15 protein-coding genes and 1 pseudogene are annotated in these 16,416 nt (G+C 64.1%); 9 read left to right on the top strand and 7 right to left on the bottom strand.

Translation table 11 applies throughout. The features are described 5' to 3' along the window. Positions 1–10: 10 nt before the first annotated feature. Positions 11–616, top strand: coding sequence for a hypothetical protein (locus SJY12_RS03005; RefSeq protein ID WP_397505946.1), 606 nt, complete (start codon positions 11–13; stop codon positions 614–616). A 32-nt stretch (positions 617–648) separates the two neighbouring features. After that, on the top strand, positions 649–1,107 hold the full coding sequence (locus SJY12_RS03000; protein WP_397505945.1) for a hypothetical protein: 459 nt from the start codon (positions 649–651) through the stop codon (positions 1,105–1,107). Here SJY12_RS03000 and trmFO read toward each other — a convergent pair. Further along, positions 1,104–2,472: pseudogene (trmFO, locus tag SJY12_RS02995) on the bottom strand (methylenetetrahydrofolate--tRNA-(uracil(54)-C(5))-methyltransferase (FADH(2)-oxidizing) TrmFO). The gene SJY12_RS03000 and the pseudogene trmFO overlap by 4 nt on opposite strands. 53 nt (positions 2,473–2,525) lie before the next feature. Between trmFO and SJY12_RS02990 the strand changes: the two are divergent. Next, a complete protein-coding gene (locus SJY12_RS02990; RefSeq protein ID WP_397505944.1) occupies positions 2,526–3,194 on the top strand; it encodes a lysoplasmalogenase in 669 nt (222 codons plus the stop codon). A 55-nt stretch (positions 3,195–3,249) separates the two neighbouring features. Here the strand turns inward: SJY12_RS02990 and gyrA are convergent, their stop codons facing one another. Next, positions 3,250–6,087 carry a DNA gyrase subunit A gene (gyrA, locus tag SJY12_RS02985; RefSeq protein WP_050601289.1) on the bottom strand — a complete coding sequence of 946 codons (2,838 nt, stop codon included), beginning with the start codon at positions 6,085–6,087 and terminating at the stop codon, positions 3,250–3,252. A 302-nt stretch (positions 6,088–6,389) separates the two neighbouring features. On the opposite strand from gyrA, the gene SJY12_RS02980 reads away from it, so the two are divergent. Continuing rightward, positions 6,390–7,667 carry a hypothetical protein gene (locus SJY12_RS02980; protein WP_397505943.1) on the top strand — a complete coding sequence of 426 codons (1,278 nt, stop codon included), beginning with the start codon at positions 6,390–6,392 and terminating at the stop codon, positions 7,665–7,667. A gap of 57 nt (positions 7,668–7,724) precedes the next feature. Here the strand turns inward: SJY12_RS02980 and SJY12_RS02975 are convergent, their stop codons facing one another. Beyond that, entirely contained in the window at positions 7,725–8,444 is a 720-nt protein-coding gene (locus SJY12_RS02975; RefSeq protein ID WP_397505942.1) for an NYN domain-containing protein, read from the bottom strand. A gap of 37 nt (positions 8,445–8,481) precedes the next feature. After that, complete coding sequence (locus SJY12_RS02970) at positions 8,482–9,120, bottom strand: carbonic anhydrase (RefSeq protein ID WP_063505347.1); 639 nt, start codon at positions 9,118–9,120, stop codon at positions 8,482–8,484. Positions 9,121–9,217: 97 nt separating this feature from the next. Here SJY12_RS02970 and lipA point away from each other — a divergent pair, with 97 nt between their 5' ends. Both lipA and SJY12_RS02960 read left to right on the top strand, forming a co-directional pair. Then, positions 9,218–10,159: a lipoyl synthase gene (lipA, locus tag SJY12_RS02965; protein WP_397505941.1), complete on the top strand. Its 942-nt coding sequence runs from the start codon at positions 9,218–9,220 to the stop codon at positions 10,157–10,159. After that, on the top strand, positions 10,159–10,614 hold the full coding sequence (locus SJY12_RS02960; protein WP_397505940.1) for a type II toxin-antitoxin system RatA family toxin: 456 nt from the start codon (positions 10,159–10,161) through the stop codon (positions 10,612–10,614). The genes lipA and SJY12_RS02960 overlap by 1 nt, the downstream gene beginning before the upstream one ends. On the opposite strand, the gene SJY12_RS02955 is transcribed toward SJY12_RS02960, so the two are convergent. From SJY12_RS02955 to SJY12_RS02945, 3 genes are read right to left on the bottom strand one after another with little or no spacing between them, the layout of a single operon-like run. After that, positions 10,611–11,111, bottom strand: coding sequence for a CinA family protein (locus SJY12_RS02955; protein ID WP_063505349.1), 501 nt, complete (start codon positions 11,109–11,111; stop codon positions 10,611–10,613). The genes SJY12_RS02960 and SJY12_RS02955 overlap by 4 nt on opposite strands. Beyond that, on the bottom strand, positions 11,108–11,638 hold the full coding sequence (locus tag SJY12_RS02950; RefSeq protein ID WP_397505939.1) for a hypothetical protein: 531 nt from the start codon (positions 11,636–11,638) through the stop codon (positions 11,108–11,110). The genes SJY12_RS02955 and SJY12_RS02950 overlap by 4 nt, the downstream gene beginning before the upstream one ends. Before the next feature lie 10 nt (positions 11,639–11,648). Continuing rightward, on the bottom strand, positions 11,649–12,791 hold the full coding sequence (locus SJY12_RS02945; RefSeq protein WP_397505938.1) for a bifunctional 2-C-methyl-D-erythritol 4-phosphate cytidylyltransferase/2-C-methyl-D-erythritol 2,4-cyclodiphosphate synthase: 1,143 nt from the start codon (positions 12,789–12,791) through the stop codon (positions 11,649–11,651). A gap of 81 nt (positions 12,792–12,872) precedes the next feature. On the opposite strand from SJY12_RS02945, the gene dusB reads away from it, so the two are divergent. Genes dusB through ntrC form a run of 3 tightly spaced genes read left to right on the top strand, consistent with a single transcriptional unit; the run spans position 12,873 to position 16,372 of the window. Continuing rightward, complete coding sequence (gene dusB / locus SJY12_RS02940; protein ID WP_397505937.1) at positions 12,873–13,892, top strand: tRNA dihydrouridine synthase DusB; 1,020 nt, start codon at positions 12,873–12,875, stop codon at positions 13,890–13,892. Further along, complete coding sequence (locus SJY12_RS02935; RefSeq protein ID WP_397505936.1) at positions 13,889–14,950, top strand: nitrogen regulation protein NR(II); 1,062 nt, start codon at positions 13,889–13,891, stop codon at positions 14,948–14,950. The genes dusB and SJY12_RS02935 overlap by 4 nt, the downstream gene beginning before the upstream one ends. 9 nt (positions 14,951–14,959) lie before the next feature. Further along, a complete protein-coding gene (gene ntrC / locus SJY12_RS02930) occupies positions 14,960–16,372 on the top strand; it encodes a nitrogen regulation protein NR(I) (RefSeq protein ID WP_341859673.1) in 1,413 nt (470 codons plus the stop codon). Positions 16,373–16,416 lie beyond the last annotated feature (44 nt).

Here is a 16,416-nt window from a genome sequence, read left to right as displayed (position 1 = left end):
GCACTGGCGAGTGCCGGGTCTCGGCGAGACATTCTGGCTGGCCGCCTTTGCGCTCGACGGGCGCATCGGACGGATGGTGCTCGGCGCGAGCGAGCCGATGCTCGGCCAGATGCGGTTGGCATGGTGGCGCGATCAGCTGGGGGCGGCAGCGTCCGCTCGCCCGCATGGCGATCTGCTGCTCGACCTCATCGGCAGGACATGGGCGGGCAATGAATTACCGCTGCTCGCGCTGGTCGACGGGTGGGAAGCATTGCTTGGCGAACGTCCGTTTGGCGCTGCCGACATGCAGCGCTTCATCGACGGGAGAGCGGGGGTGGCTCGCGGGCTGGCTGCCCGTCTCGGGGCAGCCAATGCAGAGGTACGGGCGGAAGCGGCAGGACGGATCTGGGCCCGGGCGGATTTGGCCGCTTATGCCTCCGAGGACGGCGAACGCGATCGCGCGCTCGATCAGGAGCGGGGCGCCGCGCGGGCCGAAGGGCAGCTTCCCGCGGCGCTGCGCCCACTGGCCGTGATCGAAGGCCTCGCTCGGCGCTCGCTTCGCGCAGGGGGCGGACCGATGCTGGGCGATCGTCTGAGTCCGCTGGTGGCCTTGCGACTGGGCCTGTTTGGACGCTAGGCTCGCTCTTAACGGCAGAAGGAGCGGGGGCCATGAACCGGATCGTGCTCGGAGCGATGATTGCACTCGCCCTCGCGGGGCTGGGTGCCTTCTGGTGGCAGGGCCGCGCGCAAATCGAACGCGGCGCCCCGCCGCCGGTTCCGGCCGAGCCTGTGGTCGTCGAACCCGAGGTCCCCGCGAGCGACCCGGGCGACATGGTCGGCCCCGCGCCGCCCGAGGCGAGCGAATTGACCAAGGAACAGCGCCGCTTTTTCCGCTACGACCGCAATCGCGACTGGCGGATCACCCGCACGGAAATGCTTTCGAGCCGCACCGACGCGTTCCGCAAGCTTGATGTGGATGGCAACAACCTGCTCGATTTCGAGGAATGGGCGGTAGCTACGGTCACCAAATTCGAAGGCGCCGATGCCGATGGCGACAACCAGCTGACCCCGGGCGAATTTGCCACCACTGCGCCGAAACCACGGCGGAAAACCCGCTGCGCCTGCTAGGCTGGCACGGTTTCCATTGCGGCGAGCCACTGCCCGAAGTCTTCCTTCGCCCGATTGGTATAGGCTTCCTTGCGGACCTTCTTGCCGACATCGTGCAGCGGCGGGAACAGCCCGAAATTGACATTCATGGGCTGGAAGGTCGCAGCTTCGGCATCGCCGGTGATATGCGACAGCAGCGCACCAAACGCCGAGGTCCGCGGCGGCGCCGACCATTCGTGGCTGGCCAGTTCCGCAGCGGCCATGAAGTCCTGCCATCAGGCCGACGGCCGAACTCTCGACATAGCCTTCGCAGCCGGTGATCTGCCCGGCAAAGCGGATGTGCGCGCCGCCCCTCAACCGCAGCTGGCGATCGAGCACCAGCGGCGAATTGATGAAGGTGTTGCGGTGCAGCCCGCCCAGCCGCGCGAATTCGGCATTCTCTAGGCCCGGAATCGTGCGGAAAAGCTCGATTTGCGCGCCATATTTGAGCTTGGTCTGGAAGCCGACCATGTTCCACAGCGTGCCCAGCTTGTTGTCTTGCCGCAGCTGCACCACCGCATAGGGCCAGCGACCCTGCGGGTGTTCCTCGCTGGTGTCGTAGGGATTGTCGAGCCCGACGCCCTTCATCGGGCCATAACGCAGCGTCTCGACACCGCGCGCGGCCATCACCTCGATCGGCATGCAGCCATCGAAATAGGGCGTGTCGGCTTCCCATTCCTTGAATTCGGTCTTGTCGCCGTCGATCAGGCCCTGGTGGAAGGCGAGATACTGCTCCTTGGTCATCGGACAGTTGATGTAATCGCCGTCCTCATTGCTCGCCGCGGTGCGCTTGTTCCAGCGCGACTGGATCCAGCACTTGCTCATATCGATGCTGTCGCGGTGCACGATCGGCGCGATGGCATCGAAGAAGGCGAGCCGGTCCTGCCCGGTGGCGCCGACAATGCTTTCTGCCAGAGACTGCGCGGTCAGCGGGCCAGTGGCGACGATCGTCGGCCCTTCGGCGGGCAAAGCGTCCACCCGTTCGCGCACTACGGTGACATTGGGGTGCTCTTCCAGCGTGCGCTGCACCTCGGCGGAAAAGACGTCGCGGTCGACCGCCATTGCCGAACCCGCGGGGACGCGCGCGACTTCGCCGGCCCGCATCACGATGCTGTCGAGCCGGCGCATTTCGTGATGCAGCAGTCCGACCGCGTTCTTGGTATCGTCGTCCGAGCGGAAGCTGTTCGAACAGACCAGTTCGGCCAGGCCGTCGGTCTGGTGCGCTGGCGTCATCTCGCCGCTGCCGCGCATTTCGGACAGCCGCACCTTGAAGCCGCGCTGCGCCAGTTGCCAGGCCGCCTCGCTGCCTGCGAGGCCGCCACCGATTATGTGGATATCATGGGTCATCGCGCGCGCCCTAGTGCTTGCATGGCCCCTTCGACAAGGCCTAGCGTCGTGCGATGCCGCATCGCGCCCTTATCAAGCACCGGCCCTGGCTGCTGGCCAGCCTCGTCGCCGGCGTGTCCTATTTTTTCGTTGCCGACGATCCGATCGGCGGCGCATGGCTGATGCTGTGGAAAGGGGCGGGGGTCGGATTTCTGGCGCTCTACGCTGCCTTTCGCACCCGGGGTTTCGACGGTTTGCTGATTGCCGGCGCGCTCACGCTGGGCGCATTGGGCGATGTGACACTGGAGATCAGCTTCCTGATCGGCGGGGCGTTGTTCGCGCTCGGCCATGCAGTCGCGATCATCCTGTATTTGCGCAATCGCCGTGCAAGCACCAGCAGCAGTCAAATCCTCGCCGGTGGCAGCCTGCTTCTGCTGACACCCCTTATCGCGGGTTTGATTGCCTATCCGTTGCCGAACTGGATCGTCGCCACGGCCTATTCCGCAGTTGTTGGGGGCATGGCAGCTGCCGCCTGGACGAGCCGCTTTCCGCGGTACCGGGTGGGCCTGGGGGCGGTAATGTTCGTGGTGAGCGATCTGCTGATCTTCGCACGCGAAGCAGCGGCCCTGCCCGATTTCGTCACCGCATGGACGATCTGGCCCCTCTATTTCGGCGGGCAGTTTCTTATCGCGACCGGCGTGGTGCAGACGCTGCGCACGGATCAACGGCGGGGCAAAACCTGATCCAGAGCCCGAGGGCCACAAGGGCCGGACCAATGCAGGACCGGCCCTCTGATCGTCAGCCGCCCGGTTCGCCTTCGATATTCTTGTCCGAATGCGCGGTAGTGTAGGGCTCGGTCTTGTCGAGCCCGCCACGGTCGGCAATCTCGTCCGCTACCGCTTCTTCCGCCGGGTTTTCGGGTTCTTCATTCTCATCGATCCTCGCGGCACCGACGATCTGTTCACCCTTGGCAACGTTGAAGATGCGAACGCCCGACGAACCGCGCCCCGAGATCGAGAAGCCTTCGTGCGTCTCGAACCCGTTCTCAAGCATATGCCGGAATTGCAGCGGCAACCGGATCAGCTTGGCGCGGTCCGTCACCAGCATCAGCTGCATGCCATGCCGGACCGGGAAGCTGGCCACCACGTGCCCGTTGCGGTCGGGGTTGCTGGTGGGTTCGCCGATATTGGTCAGCCCCTGACCGCCGCGGCCGGTCGTACGGTATTCGTAGGCGGAAGAGATCTTGCCGTAGCCATTGGCTGTCAGCGTCAGGATGAACTCTTCCTGCTCGGCCATTTCCTCGACCTTTGCCGCGTCGAGGGTGGGGGCATTCTCGTTGTTCTTCCAGTCGGCAGCGCGCAAATAGGCATCGCGAATTTCGGTGTCGCGTTCGCCGGTGACGAGCACCGCCATCGAGACGACCTTTTCGCCCTCCTTGAGCTTCATCCCGCGAACCCCGATGCCCGTCCGGCTCTTGGTTTCGCGCGCGTCAGTGGCGGAGAAGCGGATGGCCTTGCCGGCATCGGATGCGAGGAAGATTTCCTGGTCTTCGCGCAGCAGCCGCACGCCGATCAACCGGTCGCCACTGCCTTCGACGAAGCCCATGGCGTATTTGCCATTGCTGGGGACGTTGGTGAAGGCGTCCATCGAATTGCGCCGCACCATCCCCTGCTCGGTGGCGAAGACGATGTTGAGCGCGCTCCATTCGCTTTCGTCCTCGGGCAGGGGAAGCACGTTGGTCACGCGTTCATCGTCGCCCAGCGGAAGCAGATTGACCATCGGACGGCCCTTGGTCTGGGGACCGCCTTCGGGCAGCTTCCATACCTTGAGGCGATAGACGCGGCCGGTATTGGTGAAGAAAAGCACGGGGTTATGCGTCGAAGTGACGAACATTTCGACGACCGCGTCTTCGTCCTTGGTCGCCATGCCGCTGCGGCCCTTGCCGCCGCGCGCTTGCGCACGGAAGGCATCGAGCGGAGTGCGCTTGATGTACCCTCCATGGGTGACCGTGACGACCATTTCCTCGCGCTCGATCAGGTCTTCGTCCTCGATCCCGTCCCATGCGGGGGCGATTTCGCTGATACGAGGGGTGGCGTAGGTGTTGCGGATTTCTTCGAGCTCTTCACGCAGCACGCCGTAGAGCTTTACGCGGTCGGCGAGGATCGAGAGGTATTCCTCGATCGCGATACTGAGTTCCTTGAGTTCGTCTCCAATCTCGTCCCGGCCCAGAGCGGTCAGGCGGTGAAGCCGAAGGTCGAGGATCGCTTTGACCTGTCGTTCGGACAGGCGGTAGGTCCCGCCAGACTGTTCGTCGGTCGGCTCGATTGCTTCGACGAGCGCGATGTATTGCGCGATGTCGCCGATCGGCCATTCCTTGACGAGCAGCTTGGCGCGCGCCTCCGCCGGATTGGGCGAACTGCGGATCATCGCCACGACCTCGTCAAGGTTGGACACGGCGACGACCAGGCCAAGCAAGATATGCGCGCGTTCGCGGGCCTTGTTCAGTTCGAACTTCGTCCGCCGCGTGATGACCTCTTCGCGGAAGCTGATGAAGGCCTGGATGAAGTCGCGCAGCGTGAGGACTTCGGGCCGACCACCGCGGATCGCCAGCATGTTGGCGGGAAAGCTCGCCTGCGCGGGCGTGTAACGCCAGATCTGGTTGAGGACGACTTCGGGCGAAGCATCGCGCTTGAGGTCGACCACCACGCGGACGCCTTCACGGCTCGATTCGTCGCGGATGTCCGCAACGCCTTCGATCCGTTTCTCCTTGGCGGCTTCGGCGATCTTTTCGACCAGTGCGTTCTTGCCGACCTGGTAGGGGATCGCGGTGAGCACGATCGCCTGTCGATTGCCCTTGGTTTCGACCTCATGCCGCGCGCGCATCAGTACCGATCCGCGTCCGGTCGTGTAGGCCGAGCGTGCACCCGACTTGCCCAGGATGAGCGGGGCGGTCGGGAAATCGGGACCGGGGATGATCTCGAACAGCTCTTCCGAGGTTATCGCCGGGTTATCGATATAGGCAAAGCAGCCATCGATCACTTCGCCCAGATTGTGCGGCGGAATATTGGTCGCCATGCCGACGGCAATGCCGCCCGCGCCGTTGACCAGCAGGTTTGGGAAGCGCGCGGGCAATACGGTCGGCTCGCGCCGCGAACCGTCGTAATTGTCCGTGAAATCGACCGTGTTCTTGTCGAGATCGTCGAGCAGCGCGTTGGCGACCCTCGCGAGCCGCGCTTCGGTATATCGCATGCTGGCCGGCGGATCGGGGTCCATCGAACCAAAGTTGCCCTGACCATCGACCAGGGGCACGCGCAGCGACCAGTCCTGCGTCATGCGGGCGAGCGCATCGTAAATCGCGGAATCGCCGTGCGGGTGATAGTTGCCCATCACGTCGCCGACGATCTTGGCGCTCTTGCGATAGGGGCGCCCGGCCACGAAGCCGCCTTCTTGGCTGGCGAACAGGATCCGGCGGTGAACCGGCTTCAGACCGTCGCGCACATCGGGCAGCGCGCGGCTGACGATCACGCTCATCGCGTAATCGAGATAGCTCGTCTTCATCTCATCGACGATGTCGATGCGGGCGTAACCGTCACCGCCGGGGGCGGGCGTTTCCAGAATGTCGGTGTCGTCTGACAAAACGTGTAATTCCGTACTGCGAAAAACTAATTTCCGATGGCCCGCGACCCTAGGGCAAAGGGGGAGAAGGCGCCACTCGACAATGGGAACCAAAGCCAGCTTTCGCGCGCTTTTTCCACATATGGCTGCACAATTCCGCGATCATCACGATGAACTGCACCGCGTGGGTGCATTCAATCACCGTTCAGCACGTCTCCGGTAGAAGAATTTGCAATGAGCGTGCACTCGCGGCATGTCCCGCGCAGCCATTTATCCAGGTGTTCGACGCGCTCGATCCCCTTTCATCCTTGGGAGTTTACCACATGATTTTCACTCGTCTTGCCCGCAAGAACGGCGCGGCTTCCACCCTCGCGCTCGCCTTGGCGCTGGCCACGGGCGGCGCTGTTGGCCTGGCAGCCATCGAGGCACCCGCAGTCGCGCAGAAGAAGCCGAAGTATTCGAAGGCCTTCATCGCAGCATATTCGCCGCTCGAGACGGCGCTCGGCGCTGAGACCGTCGATCCTGCTGCAGTCAAGGCAGCCGTCCCCGCAGTCGTCGGTGCCATCGAAAACGCGTCGGATCGCCATGCTGCCGGCGGCGCGATCGTGAACGCGGGCCAGAAGCTCAATGACATGGGTCTGATCCTCCAGGGCCTCGAACTCATGCTTGAAAGCGGGCAGGTCGCTCCCGAGCAGCTGGGCATGGTCAATCTTCAGACCGGCCAGATCGCCTATAACCAGAAGCAGTACGGGAAAGCTCGCACCTATCTCCAGGCTGCGCTGGATGCCGGATACACCGAGAACAATCCCGAAGGCATCATTGCGGAAAGCTATTTCGCCGAAGAGCGTGATGCGGAAGGCCTTGCCTATCTTTCGGGCGTGATCGATGCACGCAAGAGCGCCGGTCAGCCGGTCGACGAAACCTGGCTCCAGCGCGGTCTGGCTGTCGCCTATCGCGCCTCTATGACCGAGGACGCGCAGAAGTTCGCTGGCTGGTACGTCGCCGACTATCCCAGCGAAACCAGCTGGCGCGACGCGATCGCCATCCTGCTGAACACCGGCGGATACGAAAAGCCGGAAACGCTCGACCTGCTTCGTCTCGGCCGCCGCGTCGGCACGCTCAACGACGACCGCATCTATCTCGAATATGTCGAGGCGGCCGATTACCGCCGTCTGCCCGCCGAAGTGGTTTCGGTGATCGACGAGGGTGTCGAGAAGGGAATGCTGGCGGCTGACGATCCCTACGTCACCGATACACGCAGCGAGGCGGCCGGCCGTGTTGCAGCCGATCGCGCCGACATGGACACCCTCCTCGCCGATGCGCGTGCGGATGGTGCCGGGGTCCGCACGGTAATGGCTGCAGGCGACGCGCTGCTCAGTCTCGAACGGCCGGCCGAGGCCGAGGAGTTCTATCGCAGGGCCGCCGGAATCGCTGGCGCCGAGGCGCCGATGGCGCTGACCCGCCTGGGCATTGCGCAGTTCGACCAGGGCAAGTTCGCTGAAGCCGAAGCGACCTTCAACGAAGTGGAAGGTCCGCGTGACGCGATCGCCAACCTCTGGGCAATCTACGCCGCGCAGCAGACTTCGGGCACTGCGATGTAAGGGCTGACAGCCTAAGAATTGCAGAAGGGCGCGGGCTACGGCTCGCGCCCTTTTTCGTTAGCGCAACCGCTTAACGAAGCTCTGGCCATTCCCGCGCCGCTCGACCGAAAAATTGGGAATCGTCTCGATCAGGTCGGTGAGCCGCGCAAAACCGTAATTGCGCGTGTCGAAGCTTGACCGGTTGCCCGCGCGCTGTCCGACTTCGGACAGGTTGGCATAGCCCTTGTCGTCGCGCTTGCTGGCGGCATAGGCATCGAACAGCAGGTCGAGCAAATCCTGATCGAGGACGTTCGATGCCTTGCTCGGCCCGCCTTCCTTGCGGGTGTCCTTTTCCGCCTTGATCAGCGCATTCACGTCGATGAAACGCGTGCATGCCTGGCGGAATGCCTCGGGGGTTTTGGCACCGCCGAACCCGTAGACCGGCAGGCCGTCCTGCCGGATGCGCATCGCCAGCGGCATGAAATCGCTGTCCGAGCTCATGATTCCGAACCCATGGACCCGGCCGCGATAGAGCAGGTCCATCGCGTCGATCGTCATCTTCATATCGGTAGCGTTCTTGCCCTTGGTTATGTCGAACTGCTGCTGCGGTTCGATGCCATAGCGATGCATCAGATCGATCCAGCCCTTGAGGCTCGTCTTGCGCCAATTGCCATAGGCGCGGCGGATGTTCACCTGGCCCAGTTCGGCAAGCACGGTGAGCACCGGATCAATGCCCGAAGGACTGGCATTATCCGAATTGATGAGAAGAGCGATATTGCGTTGTTCGATATCCGACATATGCGCTTCCATGACCGCAAGCCGGGTCACGCGCAAGTCACGGGGCGGGGGCGAATTCTCCGCTTTCCTCGTCGAGCAGGTGCAGAATCCCGTCGGAAATGGCGAAATAGGCGCCCCGCAGGGTGAGACTGCCATTGCCTTCCTTTTCCTGCACGCAGGGGAAGGTGCGAAGGTTCTCCAGGCTGACCTTGACCGCGGCCAGTTCCATTGCGCGTTCGGCGATGCGGCCGCTCGTGCCCTTTTCCGCAGCGATCGGTTCCCGCACCGCGTCGAGCATGTCGATCCAGTGCGCCACGAACCCGCCTTCGCCCAGCGCGTTGCCATGCAGGTCCTGCGTCAGCGCAGCCTTGCACCCCCCGCACATGCCATGGCCCATGACCACCACTTCGCGGACCTTGAGGAACTGGACAGCGAATTCGAGCGCCGCGGATACGCCGTGCCGGCCGGGCGTCGTTTCGAACGGCGGGACCAGCGCGGCAACATTACGCACCACGAAAATCTCGCCCGGATCGACATCGAAAATCTGTGCAGGGTCGACGCGGCTGTCGGAGCAGGCGATCACCATGACCTGCGGCGACTGGCCTTCCCTGAGCTGTTCCCAGCGGTCGTGCTGTTTGTGCCAGTCGCCTTCGCGAAAGCGGCCGTAACCCTGGATCATCTGTTCGAAAGTCTTCATGCGATCATCGCTGCCGTGAAATGGTCCCGGTGGCAAGGGGCGGCGCATAGCTATGCGGGTTGCCGTTGGCGGGCAGGGGGCCTAGATGGGCCGCGCTATGAACGACCTTTCTTCCGCACCGCGGCCCGAGGGCGAACGCCCCAAGATGCAGCGCAAGCCCGACTGGATCCGGGTGAAGGCGCCCGTCAGCAAGGGCTATCAGGAAACGCGCAAGCTGATGCGCGAACTCAACCTGCACACGGTGTGCGAAGAGGCGGCCTGCCCGAACATTGGCGAGTGCTGGACCAAGAAACACGCCACGGTGATGATCCTTGGCGATACCTGCACGCGCGCCTGCCGGTTCTGCAACATCAAGACGGGCATGCCGATGCCCGTCGATCCGCTCGAGCCCGAACACACCGCGACCGCTGCAGCGGCCATGGGTCTCGAGCATATCGTGATCACCAGCGTCGATCGCGATGACCTGCCCGATCGCGGTGCGGGGCAGTTCGTCAAGGTGATCAACGCGCTGCGCCGCGAAACGCCGAATACGACGATCGAAATCCTGACCCCCGATTTCAAGGGACGGATGAAGCAGTCGATCGCAGAGATCTGCGAGGCAGGCCCCGATGTCTTCAATCACAATCTCGAGACCGTCCCGCGGCTTTATGCGACGATCCGCCCGGGCGCGCGCTACTATGCCTCACTGCGCCTGCTCGAAGAGGTGAAGGTCCACAATCCGCTGATCTTCACCAAGTCGGGCATTATGCTCGGCTTGGGCGAAGGCCGGCTCGAGGTCCATCAGGTGATGGACGACATGCGCAGCGCGGACATCGATTTCATCACCATGGGCCAGTATCTCCAGCCTACGCCCAAGCACGCGAAGGTGGAAGAATTCGTCACGCCCAAGCAGTTCGCGGCCTATGGTTCGATCGCGCGGGCGAAGGGCTTCCTCCAGGTCGCATCGAGCCCGCTGACCCGCTCGAGCTATCATGCGGGCGACGATTTCGCCGAAATGCGCGCCGCGCGCGAAGCAAAGCTCGCCAAGCAAGGCGCCTGATGCCCGGCATCCGTGAAAAACGGCGGCTGCCTTACAGCCAGGAACAGATGTTCGACCTCGTCGCCGATGTGGGCAGCTATGGCGAATTTCTGCCGTGGGTGGTCGCGACGCGCGTGCGCAGCGACAGCGAAACCGAAATGGTCGCCGACATGCTGGTCGGCTTCAAGGCGATCCGCGAGAAGTTCACCTCCCGCGTCGTCAAGCAGCGTCCCGAGCACCTCGAAGTGTTCTACGTCGACGGACCGCTCAAGGATCTCGACAACAACTGGACCTTCACCCCGACCAAGGACGGAGGGTGCGAGATCGATTTCTGCGTGGATTTCACTTTCCGCAACGCGGTCTTCGAAGCATTGGCAGGCCAGTATTTCGACCGTGCCTTCCGCAAAATGGTGCAGGCGTTCGAAGATCGTGCGGACGAACTGTACGGCCGCGAAAACGCCGCCGCCAACCTCTAGGGCAGCAAGAGTTCAAGCGCGCAGATCGTCGCCTCGCGGCGAATATCGGCGCGCGAAGTCGGCTCGAACCGTTTGAGTTCGCCTTCGGGTTCGACGCCATCTCCGCGAACGACACGCGCGAAGACGACCGTCCCCACGGGCTTGAGATCGGTGCCGCCGCCGGGCCCGGCGACCCCGCTGATGGCAACCGCCACATCGGCATGGCTCCTGTCGAGCGCGCCCTTGGCCATGGCCCAGGCGCAGGCGATCGAAACTGCCCCGAAGGTTTCGATGATCTCGAGCGAAACGTCGAGACATTCCATCTTGGCTTCGTTCGAATAGGTTACGAAACCGCGGTCGAGCACGGCCGATGATCCCGGGATTTCGGTTAGCGCGGCAGCGACGAGACCGCCAGTGCAGCTTTCGGCGACGGTCACCTTGCGCCCGAGCGCCGCGTTTTCCTCGACTACGCGGCGGGCGAGCGTCTCGATATCATCGGGTAGCAGTCCGCCGGTCATGGCTGCTCCGCCGGGCAAATGTCGGGTTCCTTTACATCGGTAACATCAAGAATGAAGGTCAGTAGTCCGCCGAAATTCTCCGGGGGAAGGGGCGCCAGCAGTTCCATGGCCTGCTCGATCTTCGGGCAATCCCCGGGCTTGATCTCTTCCCCGATCTTCTGCGCCAGGAAGGCGTCGACGATCGGGCGCAGTGTCTCGGGTGGCAGGTCGGACAGCATCGCGGCCGTGCCGTCGTCTTCCCTGCCGTTCGCCAGCGCCATGAAGGTGCGGAAAGCGCCGGGCCAGCGATCCGACTGGATCGAGGCATAGGGCGCGACGAATGCTTCGCCGCGGGTCGCAAAAAATCCGTCCTCGGCCAGGTAGGGGGTGCACGACGCCCGGAAGCCCTCCGCCAGGATCGGGACCGCATAGATGCCGGTATCGGTCACGTCCTGCGGGGCGATGCAGCGCTGCGCCAGCGCCGGCTGCGCCGCAAGCAGACCGAATGCAGCAAGCGCTGCGGCGCCCATCCGTTTGCGATATCCCATGCGCATCAATCTACTCCCTGATGACGGTTGCCACGGCCTGCGCTGCAATTCCTTCGCCGCGACCCGGGAAACCGAGCCGCTCCGTTGTCGTGGCCTTTACCGATATGGCGGTGATGTCAACGCCGAGCAGTTCGGCGATCCGCGCGCGCATGGCGTCGCGATGCGGCCCGATCTTCGGCGCTTCGCAGATGATCGTCAGATCGATATTGCCAACGCTGTAGCCGGCTTCGCGCACGAGCCGGGCAGCGTGTTCGACAAAGCGATCGCTGCTCGCTCCTTTCCACTGCGCGTCGCTGGGAGGGAAATGGCTGCCGATATCGCCTTGAGCGATCGCCCCCAGCAATGCGTCGACGATGGCGTGCAGTGCCACATCCGCATCGCTATGGCCGGCCAGGCCCTTGTCGTGTTCGATCCGCACCCCAGCGAGCCACAGCTCTTCGCCTTCGGCCAGCCGGTGGACATCGTAGCCCATGCCGGTGCGCAGGGGCGGTAATCGGGTCATGAAATCCTCCGCGAAAGTGAGTTTGGCAAGCCGTTCGTCGCCCGCGACATGCGCGATTTCTCCGCCACTTGCACGCAGCACCTGCGCATCGTCGCCCGCATCGGCTTCGCCTGCCCAGGTGGCATGCGCATCGCGAATGGCGGCAAAGCGGAAAGCTTGCGGTGTCTGGACCCGGCGCAAATGTTCGCGCGGCGCGGCGCCGGCCATCATACCCTCTTCCTCGAAAGCCAGGCTGTCGACGACCGGGAGGACCGGAATGGCGCCAGCGTGGGTTTCAAGCGCGCCAAGCAAGCGTTCGATCACCGCGGGCGGAAGGTCCGGTCGCGCCGCGTCGTGGATCAGCACGGTATCGGCGCTTTCGATAGCGCTCAGCGCCCGGGCAACCGATTGCTGGCGGGTATCGCCGCCGACGACGAGCGTATAGCCCGCCAGTCCGTCCAGCGCCGTGTGCGCCGCCGCTTCACCGTTTTCGGGGATCGCGATGACGAGCGGGGCCGCCCCGGCTTCGAGTAGGGTTTCGACCGAGTGGCGCAGCACCGGTTTGCCGCGCCAGTCCGCAAATTGCTTTGGCAGCGGCTGTCCCGCCCTGATACCCTTCCCTGCGGCGACGATGATTGCCGCGAAGGCGGGAAGGGGGGGCGCGTGTTGCATACGAAAGCAGCGCGCTAGCGGCTTGCCGTTTTCGCTGCAACGCACTATGTGCCTGCCCAATATTTAGGCAATGAATTCCTTATGACGACGCAACCGCTCCCGCCCGCACCCCCGCAGCCGATCGAGGTCGGCAACGTGTCGATCGACACGCCGGTGGTGCTCGCGCCGATGACCGGCGTGACCGACCTGCCGTTCCGGCGCCTGGTGCGGCGCTATGGCTCGGGCCTCAATGTGACCGAGATGATCGCCAGCGAAGCGGCGATCCGCGAAACGCGGCAGAGCGTCCAGAAGGCGGCTTGGGACGTGATCGAGGAACCGGTGTCGATGCAGTTGGTCGGCTGCGATCCCGACAGCATGGCCGAGGCGGCCAAGCTGCAGCAGGACAACGGCGCGGCTATCATCGACATCAATTTCGGCTGTCCGGTGCGCAAGGTCGTGGGTCAGCTAGCCGGGTCGGCGTTGATGCGCGAAGTGCCGCTGGCGACGAAGCTGATGGAAGCGACAGTCAAGGCGGTCGATGTGCCCGTGACCGTCAAGATGCGGATGGGCTGGGACCATGCCGATCTCAACGCCCCCGAACTGGCGCATATCGCGGAAGACCTCGGCGTGAAGATGATCACCGTCCATGGCCGAACCCGCAACCAGATGTACAAGGGGCACGCGGACTGGGCATTCATTCGCAAGGTGAAGGATGCGGTCTCGATCCCGGTCATCGCCAATGGCGATATCTGCACGATAGCCGACGCCGCGGCCGCGCTCGAGCAATCGGGTGCCGACGGCATCATGATCGGGCGCGGGGCCTATGGCAAACCGTGGCTGCTGGGCCAGATCATGCACTGGTGGCGCACCGGCGAAGTGCTTGAGACGCCTGCTTTCGACGAGCAGTACGACGTCCTTGTCGAACACTACCGATCGATGCTCGATCATTACGGCGAAGGCGTCGGGACGAAGATCGCGCGCAAGCATCTCGGGTGGTACACCAAGGGCATGCACGGCTCGGCGGAGTTCCGCAATTTCGTCAATTTCATCGACGATCCGCGCAAGGTGCTCGAGGAAATCGAAGCCTTTTACGAGCCCTTCCTGCGGCGCCGCGCCGCGTGACCCCGTCTTCCGGCGCACCCGATGCGCGCGCCCAGCTTGCCGCGATGATCTTCGCGGTGCTGCTGCTGGACGAGGACGATCGCATCGTCGAAGTCAATTATGCAGCCGAAGAAATGCTCGGCCGCAGCGCCCGCAAGCTATCCGAAAAGCGGTTCTGGGATGTCGTGGGAATCGCCGACGAACGGCTCACGGAGCGCCTCTCGAGTGTCGATGCGCAGGTCATCGCCCGGGGCGTGACCATCGCCACCGCTGTCGGTGAGCGGCGGATCAATATCAGCAGCTCGCCCATTCATGCATCCGCGGGATGGCGCGTGCTCACGTTGTCCGACGCAGGGCAGCCCGACAATGACGAGGACGCCGAAGAGCGCGTCGAATTGCGCGCACCCGCGGTTCTCGCACATGAAATCAAGAATCCACTCTCCGCCATCCGGGGGGCGAGCCAGCTGTTGGCCCGCCGCGTTGCGGGGAAGGACAAGCCGCTGGCGAAAATGATCTCCGCCGAAGTCGATCGGATCGCGCAGCTGATCGATCGCATGCAGCAGCTCGGCGCGAAGCCGATCGAGATTACCGGGCCGTGCAACCTGCACGAGGCCATTCGCAACGCGATGGCGACAGTGCGCGCGGGAAGAGACGATCCCTGCGAACTGGTGGAGGAATTCGATCCCTCGCTCCCCCCGGTCGCGGCGGATCAGGGCGCGCTCGAGCAGGTCCTTATCAATCTCATCGCCAATGCCTGCGACGCCAGCGCCGCGCTCGACAGTGCCCGGGTGCGTGTGCGCACCCGCTTCGCCAGCGGCCTCGTCTTCAACACCATCCGTCTGGGCAAGGCGACCCGCCTGCCGATCGAGATCACGGTCACCGACGGCGGATCCGGGATCGAACCGGCGCTGCGCGATCACGTGTTCGAACCGTTCGTTTCGAGCAAGCCGCACGGACAAGGTCTCGGGCTTGCCCTGGTGCGCAAGCTGCTGCGCGACATGGGCGGGCGCATCTCGCACCAGCGCGACGAGCGCGCGGGTGAAACCCATTTTCGCATCAACCTGCCGGTCGCAGGGTAGGGGGAGCACATGGCACGCACGGTCCTGCTGGTCGAAGACGACAAGAGCATTGCCACGGTGATCACCGAAGCGCTGCGCGATGATGGGTTCGAAGTGACGGCATGCGATACGCTCGCCCGGCGCGATGTCTTGCTGGACGAGCAGGCGTTCGACGTCATGCTGACCGACGTCATTCTGACCGACGGCGACGGTCTGGCGTCGATCGATGCCGTGCGATCGCGCGCGCCCGACATGCCGGTGATCGTCCTGTCGGCCCAGAACACGCTCGATACGGCGGTCCGCGCGAGCGATAGCGATGCTTTCGAATATTTCCCCAAGCCCTTCGATCTTGACGAGCTGACGCAGGCGGTTGCGCAAGCGGTCGCCAGTCGGCCGGTCCTCGAGGGCGCGGACGACAGCGAAGACAGCGCGCTTCCGCTGATTGGTCGCAGTCCCGCGATGCAGGGCGTGTTCCGGATGATCACGCGGGTCCTGCGCAACGATCTCACGGTACTGATCACCGGTGAAAGCGGCACGGGCAAGGAACTGGTCGCCGAGGCGATCCACCAGCTTGGCGCGCGCAAGACCGGTCCGTTCGTGGCGGTCAATATGGCGGCGATCCCGCACGATCTGCTCGAAAGCGAGTTGTTCGGGCACGAACGCGGTGCATTCACGGGCGCGGTCGGACAGCAGATCGGCAAGTTCGAACAGTCGAACGGCGGCACGCTGTTCCTCGACGAAATCGGCGACATGCCGGCGGAAGCGCAGACGCGTCTGTTGCGCGCGCTGCAGTCAGGGCGGATCCGCCGCGTCGGCGGGCGGCAGGAGATCGGGGTCGACGTCCGGATCGTGGCGGCCACCAATCGCGACCTCACCCCGATGATCGCCGACGGGCGGTTCCGCGAGGACCTCTATTACCGTTTGAACGTCGTGCCGATCCACCTGCCGCCGCTGCGCGAGCGGCGCGAGGACATCGGCGCTCTGGTGCGCCATTTCCTCGGCCAGGCGGCGAATGAGGGACTGCCCGTCCGCAAGGCCAATGCGCAGGCGATCAACGCGCTCGAGGCGCGACCGTGGCAGGGCAATGTCCGCGAACTGCGCAATGCAGTCTTCCGGCTCGTCCTCATGGCGCGCGAAGATGTAATCGATGCAGCCGCGGTCGAGGACATCCTTCCCGCCGCGCGCGGAGAGACGGGTGAGGGGCAGAAGGACGGTCTAGCCGCCGCTGTAGAGCGCTGGCTCGAACACGCGCGGCCGGCCGACGGGGCTGTCTATCACACCGCGTTGGCTGCCTTCGAGAGGCCGCTGTTCGAACTCGCGCTCGAACGGACCGAGGGCAATCAGCTGCGCGCTGCGAGGATGCTTGGCATCAATCGCAATACGCTGCGCAAGCGGCTTTCCGAACTCGACATCGCTCCTGAAAGCTACGCTCGTCGCCGTTGATCCCGCGTTTCGACCGGACCGCGGCGGGTTTGACGAATTTATAC

The organism is Qipengyuania sp. R86523 (genome assembly GCF_044596365.1).
Lineage (GTDB): Bacteria > Pseudomonadota > Alphaproteobacteria > Sphingomonadales > Sphingomonadaceae > Qipengyuania > Qipengyuania citrea.
This window is presented reverse-complemented; position numbering and strand designations above follow the sequence as displayed.

What these genes read in the sequence shown, in the direction of transcription:
- SJY12_RS03000 (WP_397505945.1), top strand. Translation starts at nt 649, where the DNA reads ATGAACCGGATCGTGCTCGGAGCGATGATTGCACTCGCCCTCGCGGGG.
- SJY12_RS02990 (WP_397505944.1), top strand. Translation starts at nt 2,526, where the DNA reads ATGCCGCATCGCGCCCTTATCAAGCACCGGCCCTGGCTGCTGGCCAGC.
- SJY12_RS02980 (WP_397505943.1), top strand. Translation starts at nt 6,390, where the DNA reads ATGATTTTCACTCGTCTTGCCCGCAAGAACGGCGCGGCTTCCACCCTC.
- SJY12_RS02975 (WP_397505942.1), bottom strand. Translation starts at nt 8,444, where the DNA reads ATGTCGGATATCGAACAACGCAATATCGCTCTTCTCATCAATTCGGAT.
- SJY12_RS02970 (WP_063505347.1), bottom strand. Translation starts at nt 9,120, where the DNA reads ATGAAGACTTTCGAACAGATGATCCAGGGTTACGGCCGCTTTCGCGAA.
- lipA (WP_397505941.1), top strand. Translation starts at nt 9,218, where the DNA reads ATGAACGACCTTTCTTCCGCACCGCGGCCCGAGGGCGAACGCCCCAAG.
- SJY12_RS02960 (WP_397505940.1), top strand. Translation starts at nt 10,159, where the DNA reads ATGCCCGGCATCCGTGAAAAACGGCGGCTGCCTTACAGCCAGGAACAG.
- SJY12_RS02955 (WP_063505349.1), bottom strand. Translation starts at nt 11,111, where the DNA reads ATGACCGGCGGACTGCTACCCGATGATATCGAGACGCTCGCCCGCCGC.
- SJY12_RS02950 (WP_397505939.1), bottom strand. Translation starts at nt 11,638, where the DNA reads ATGGGATATCGCAAACGGATGGGCGCCGCAGCGCTTGCTGCATTCGGT.
- SJY12_RS02945 (WP_397505938.1), bottom strand. Translation starts at nt 12,791, where the DNA reads ATGCAACACGCGCCCCCCCTTCCCGCCTTCGCGGCAATCATCGTCGCC.
- dusB (WP_397505937.1), top strand. Translation starts at nt 12,873, where the DNA reads ATGACGACGCAACCGCTCCCGCCCGCACCCCCGCAGCCGATCGAGGTC.
- ntrC (WP_341859673.1), top strand. Translation starts at nt 14,960, where the DNA reads ATGGCACGCACGGTCCTGCTGGTCGAAGACGACAAGAGCATTGCCACG.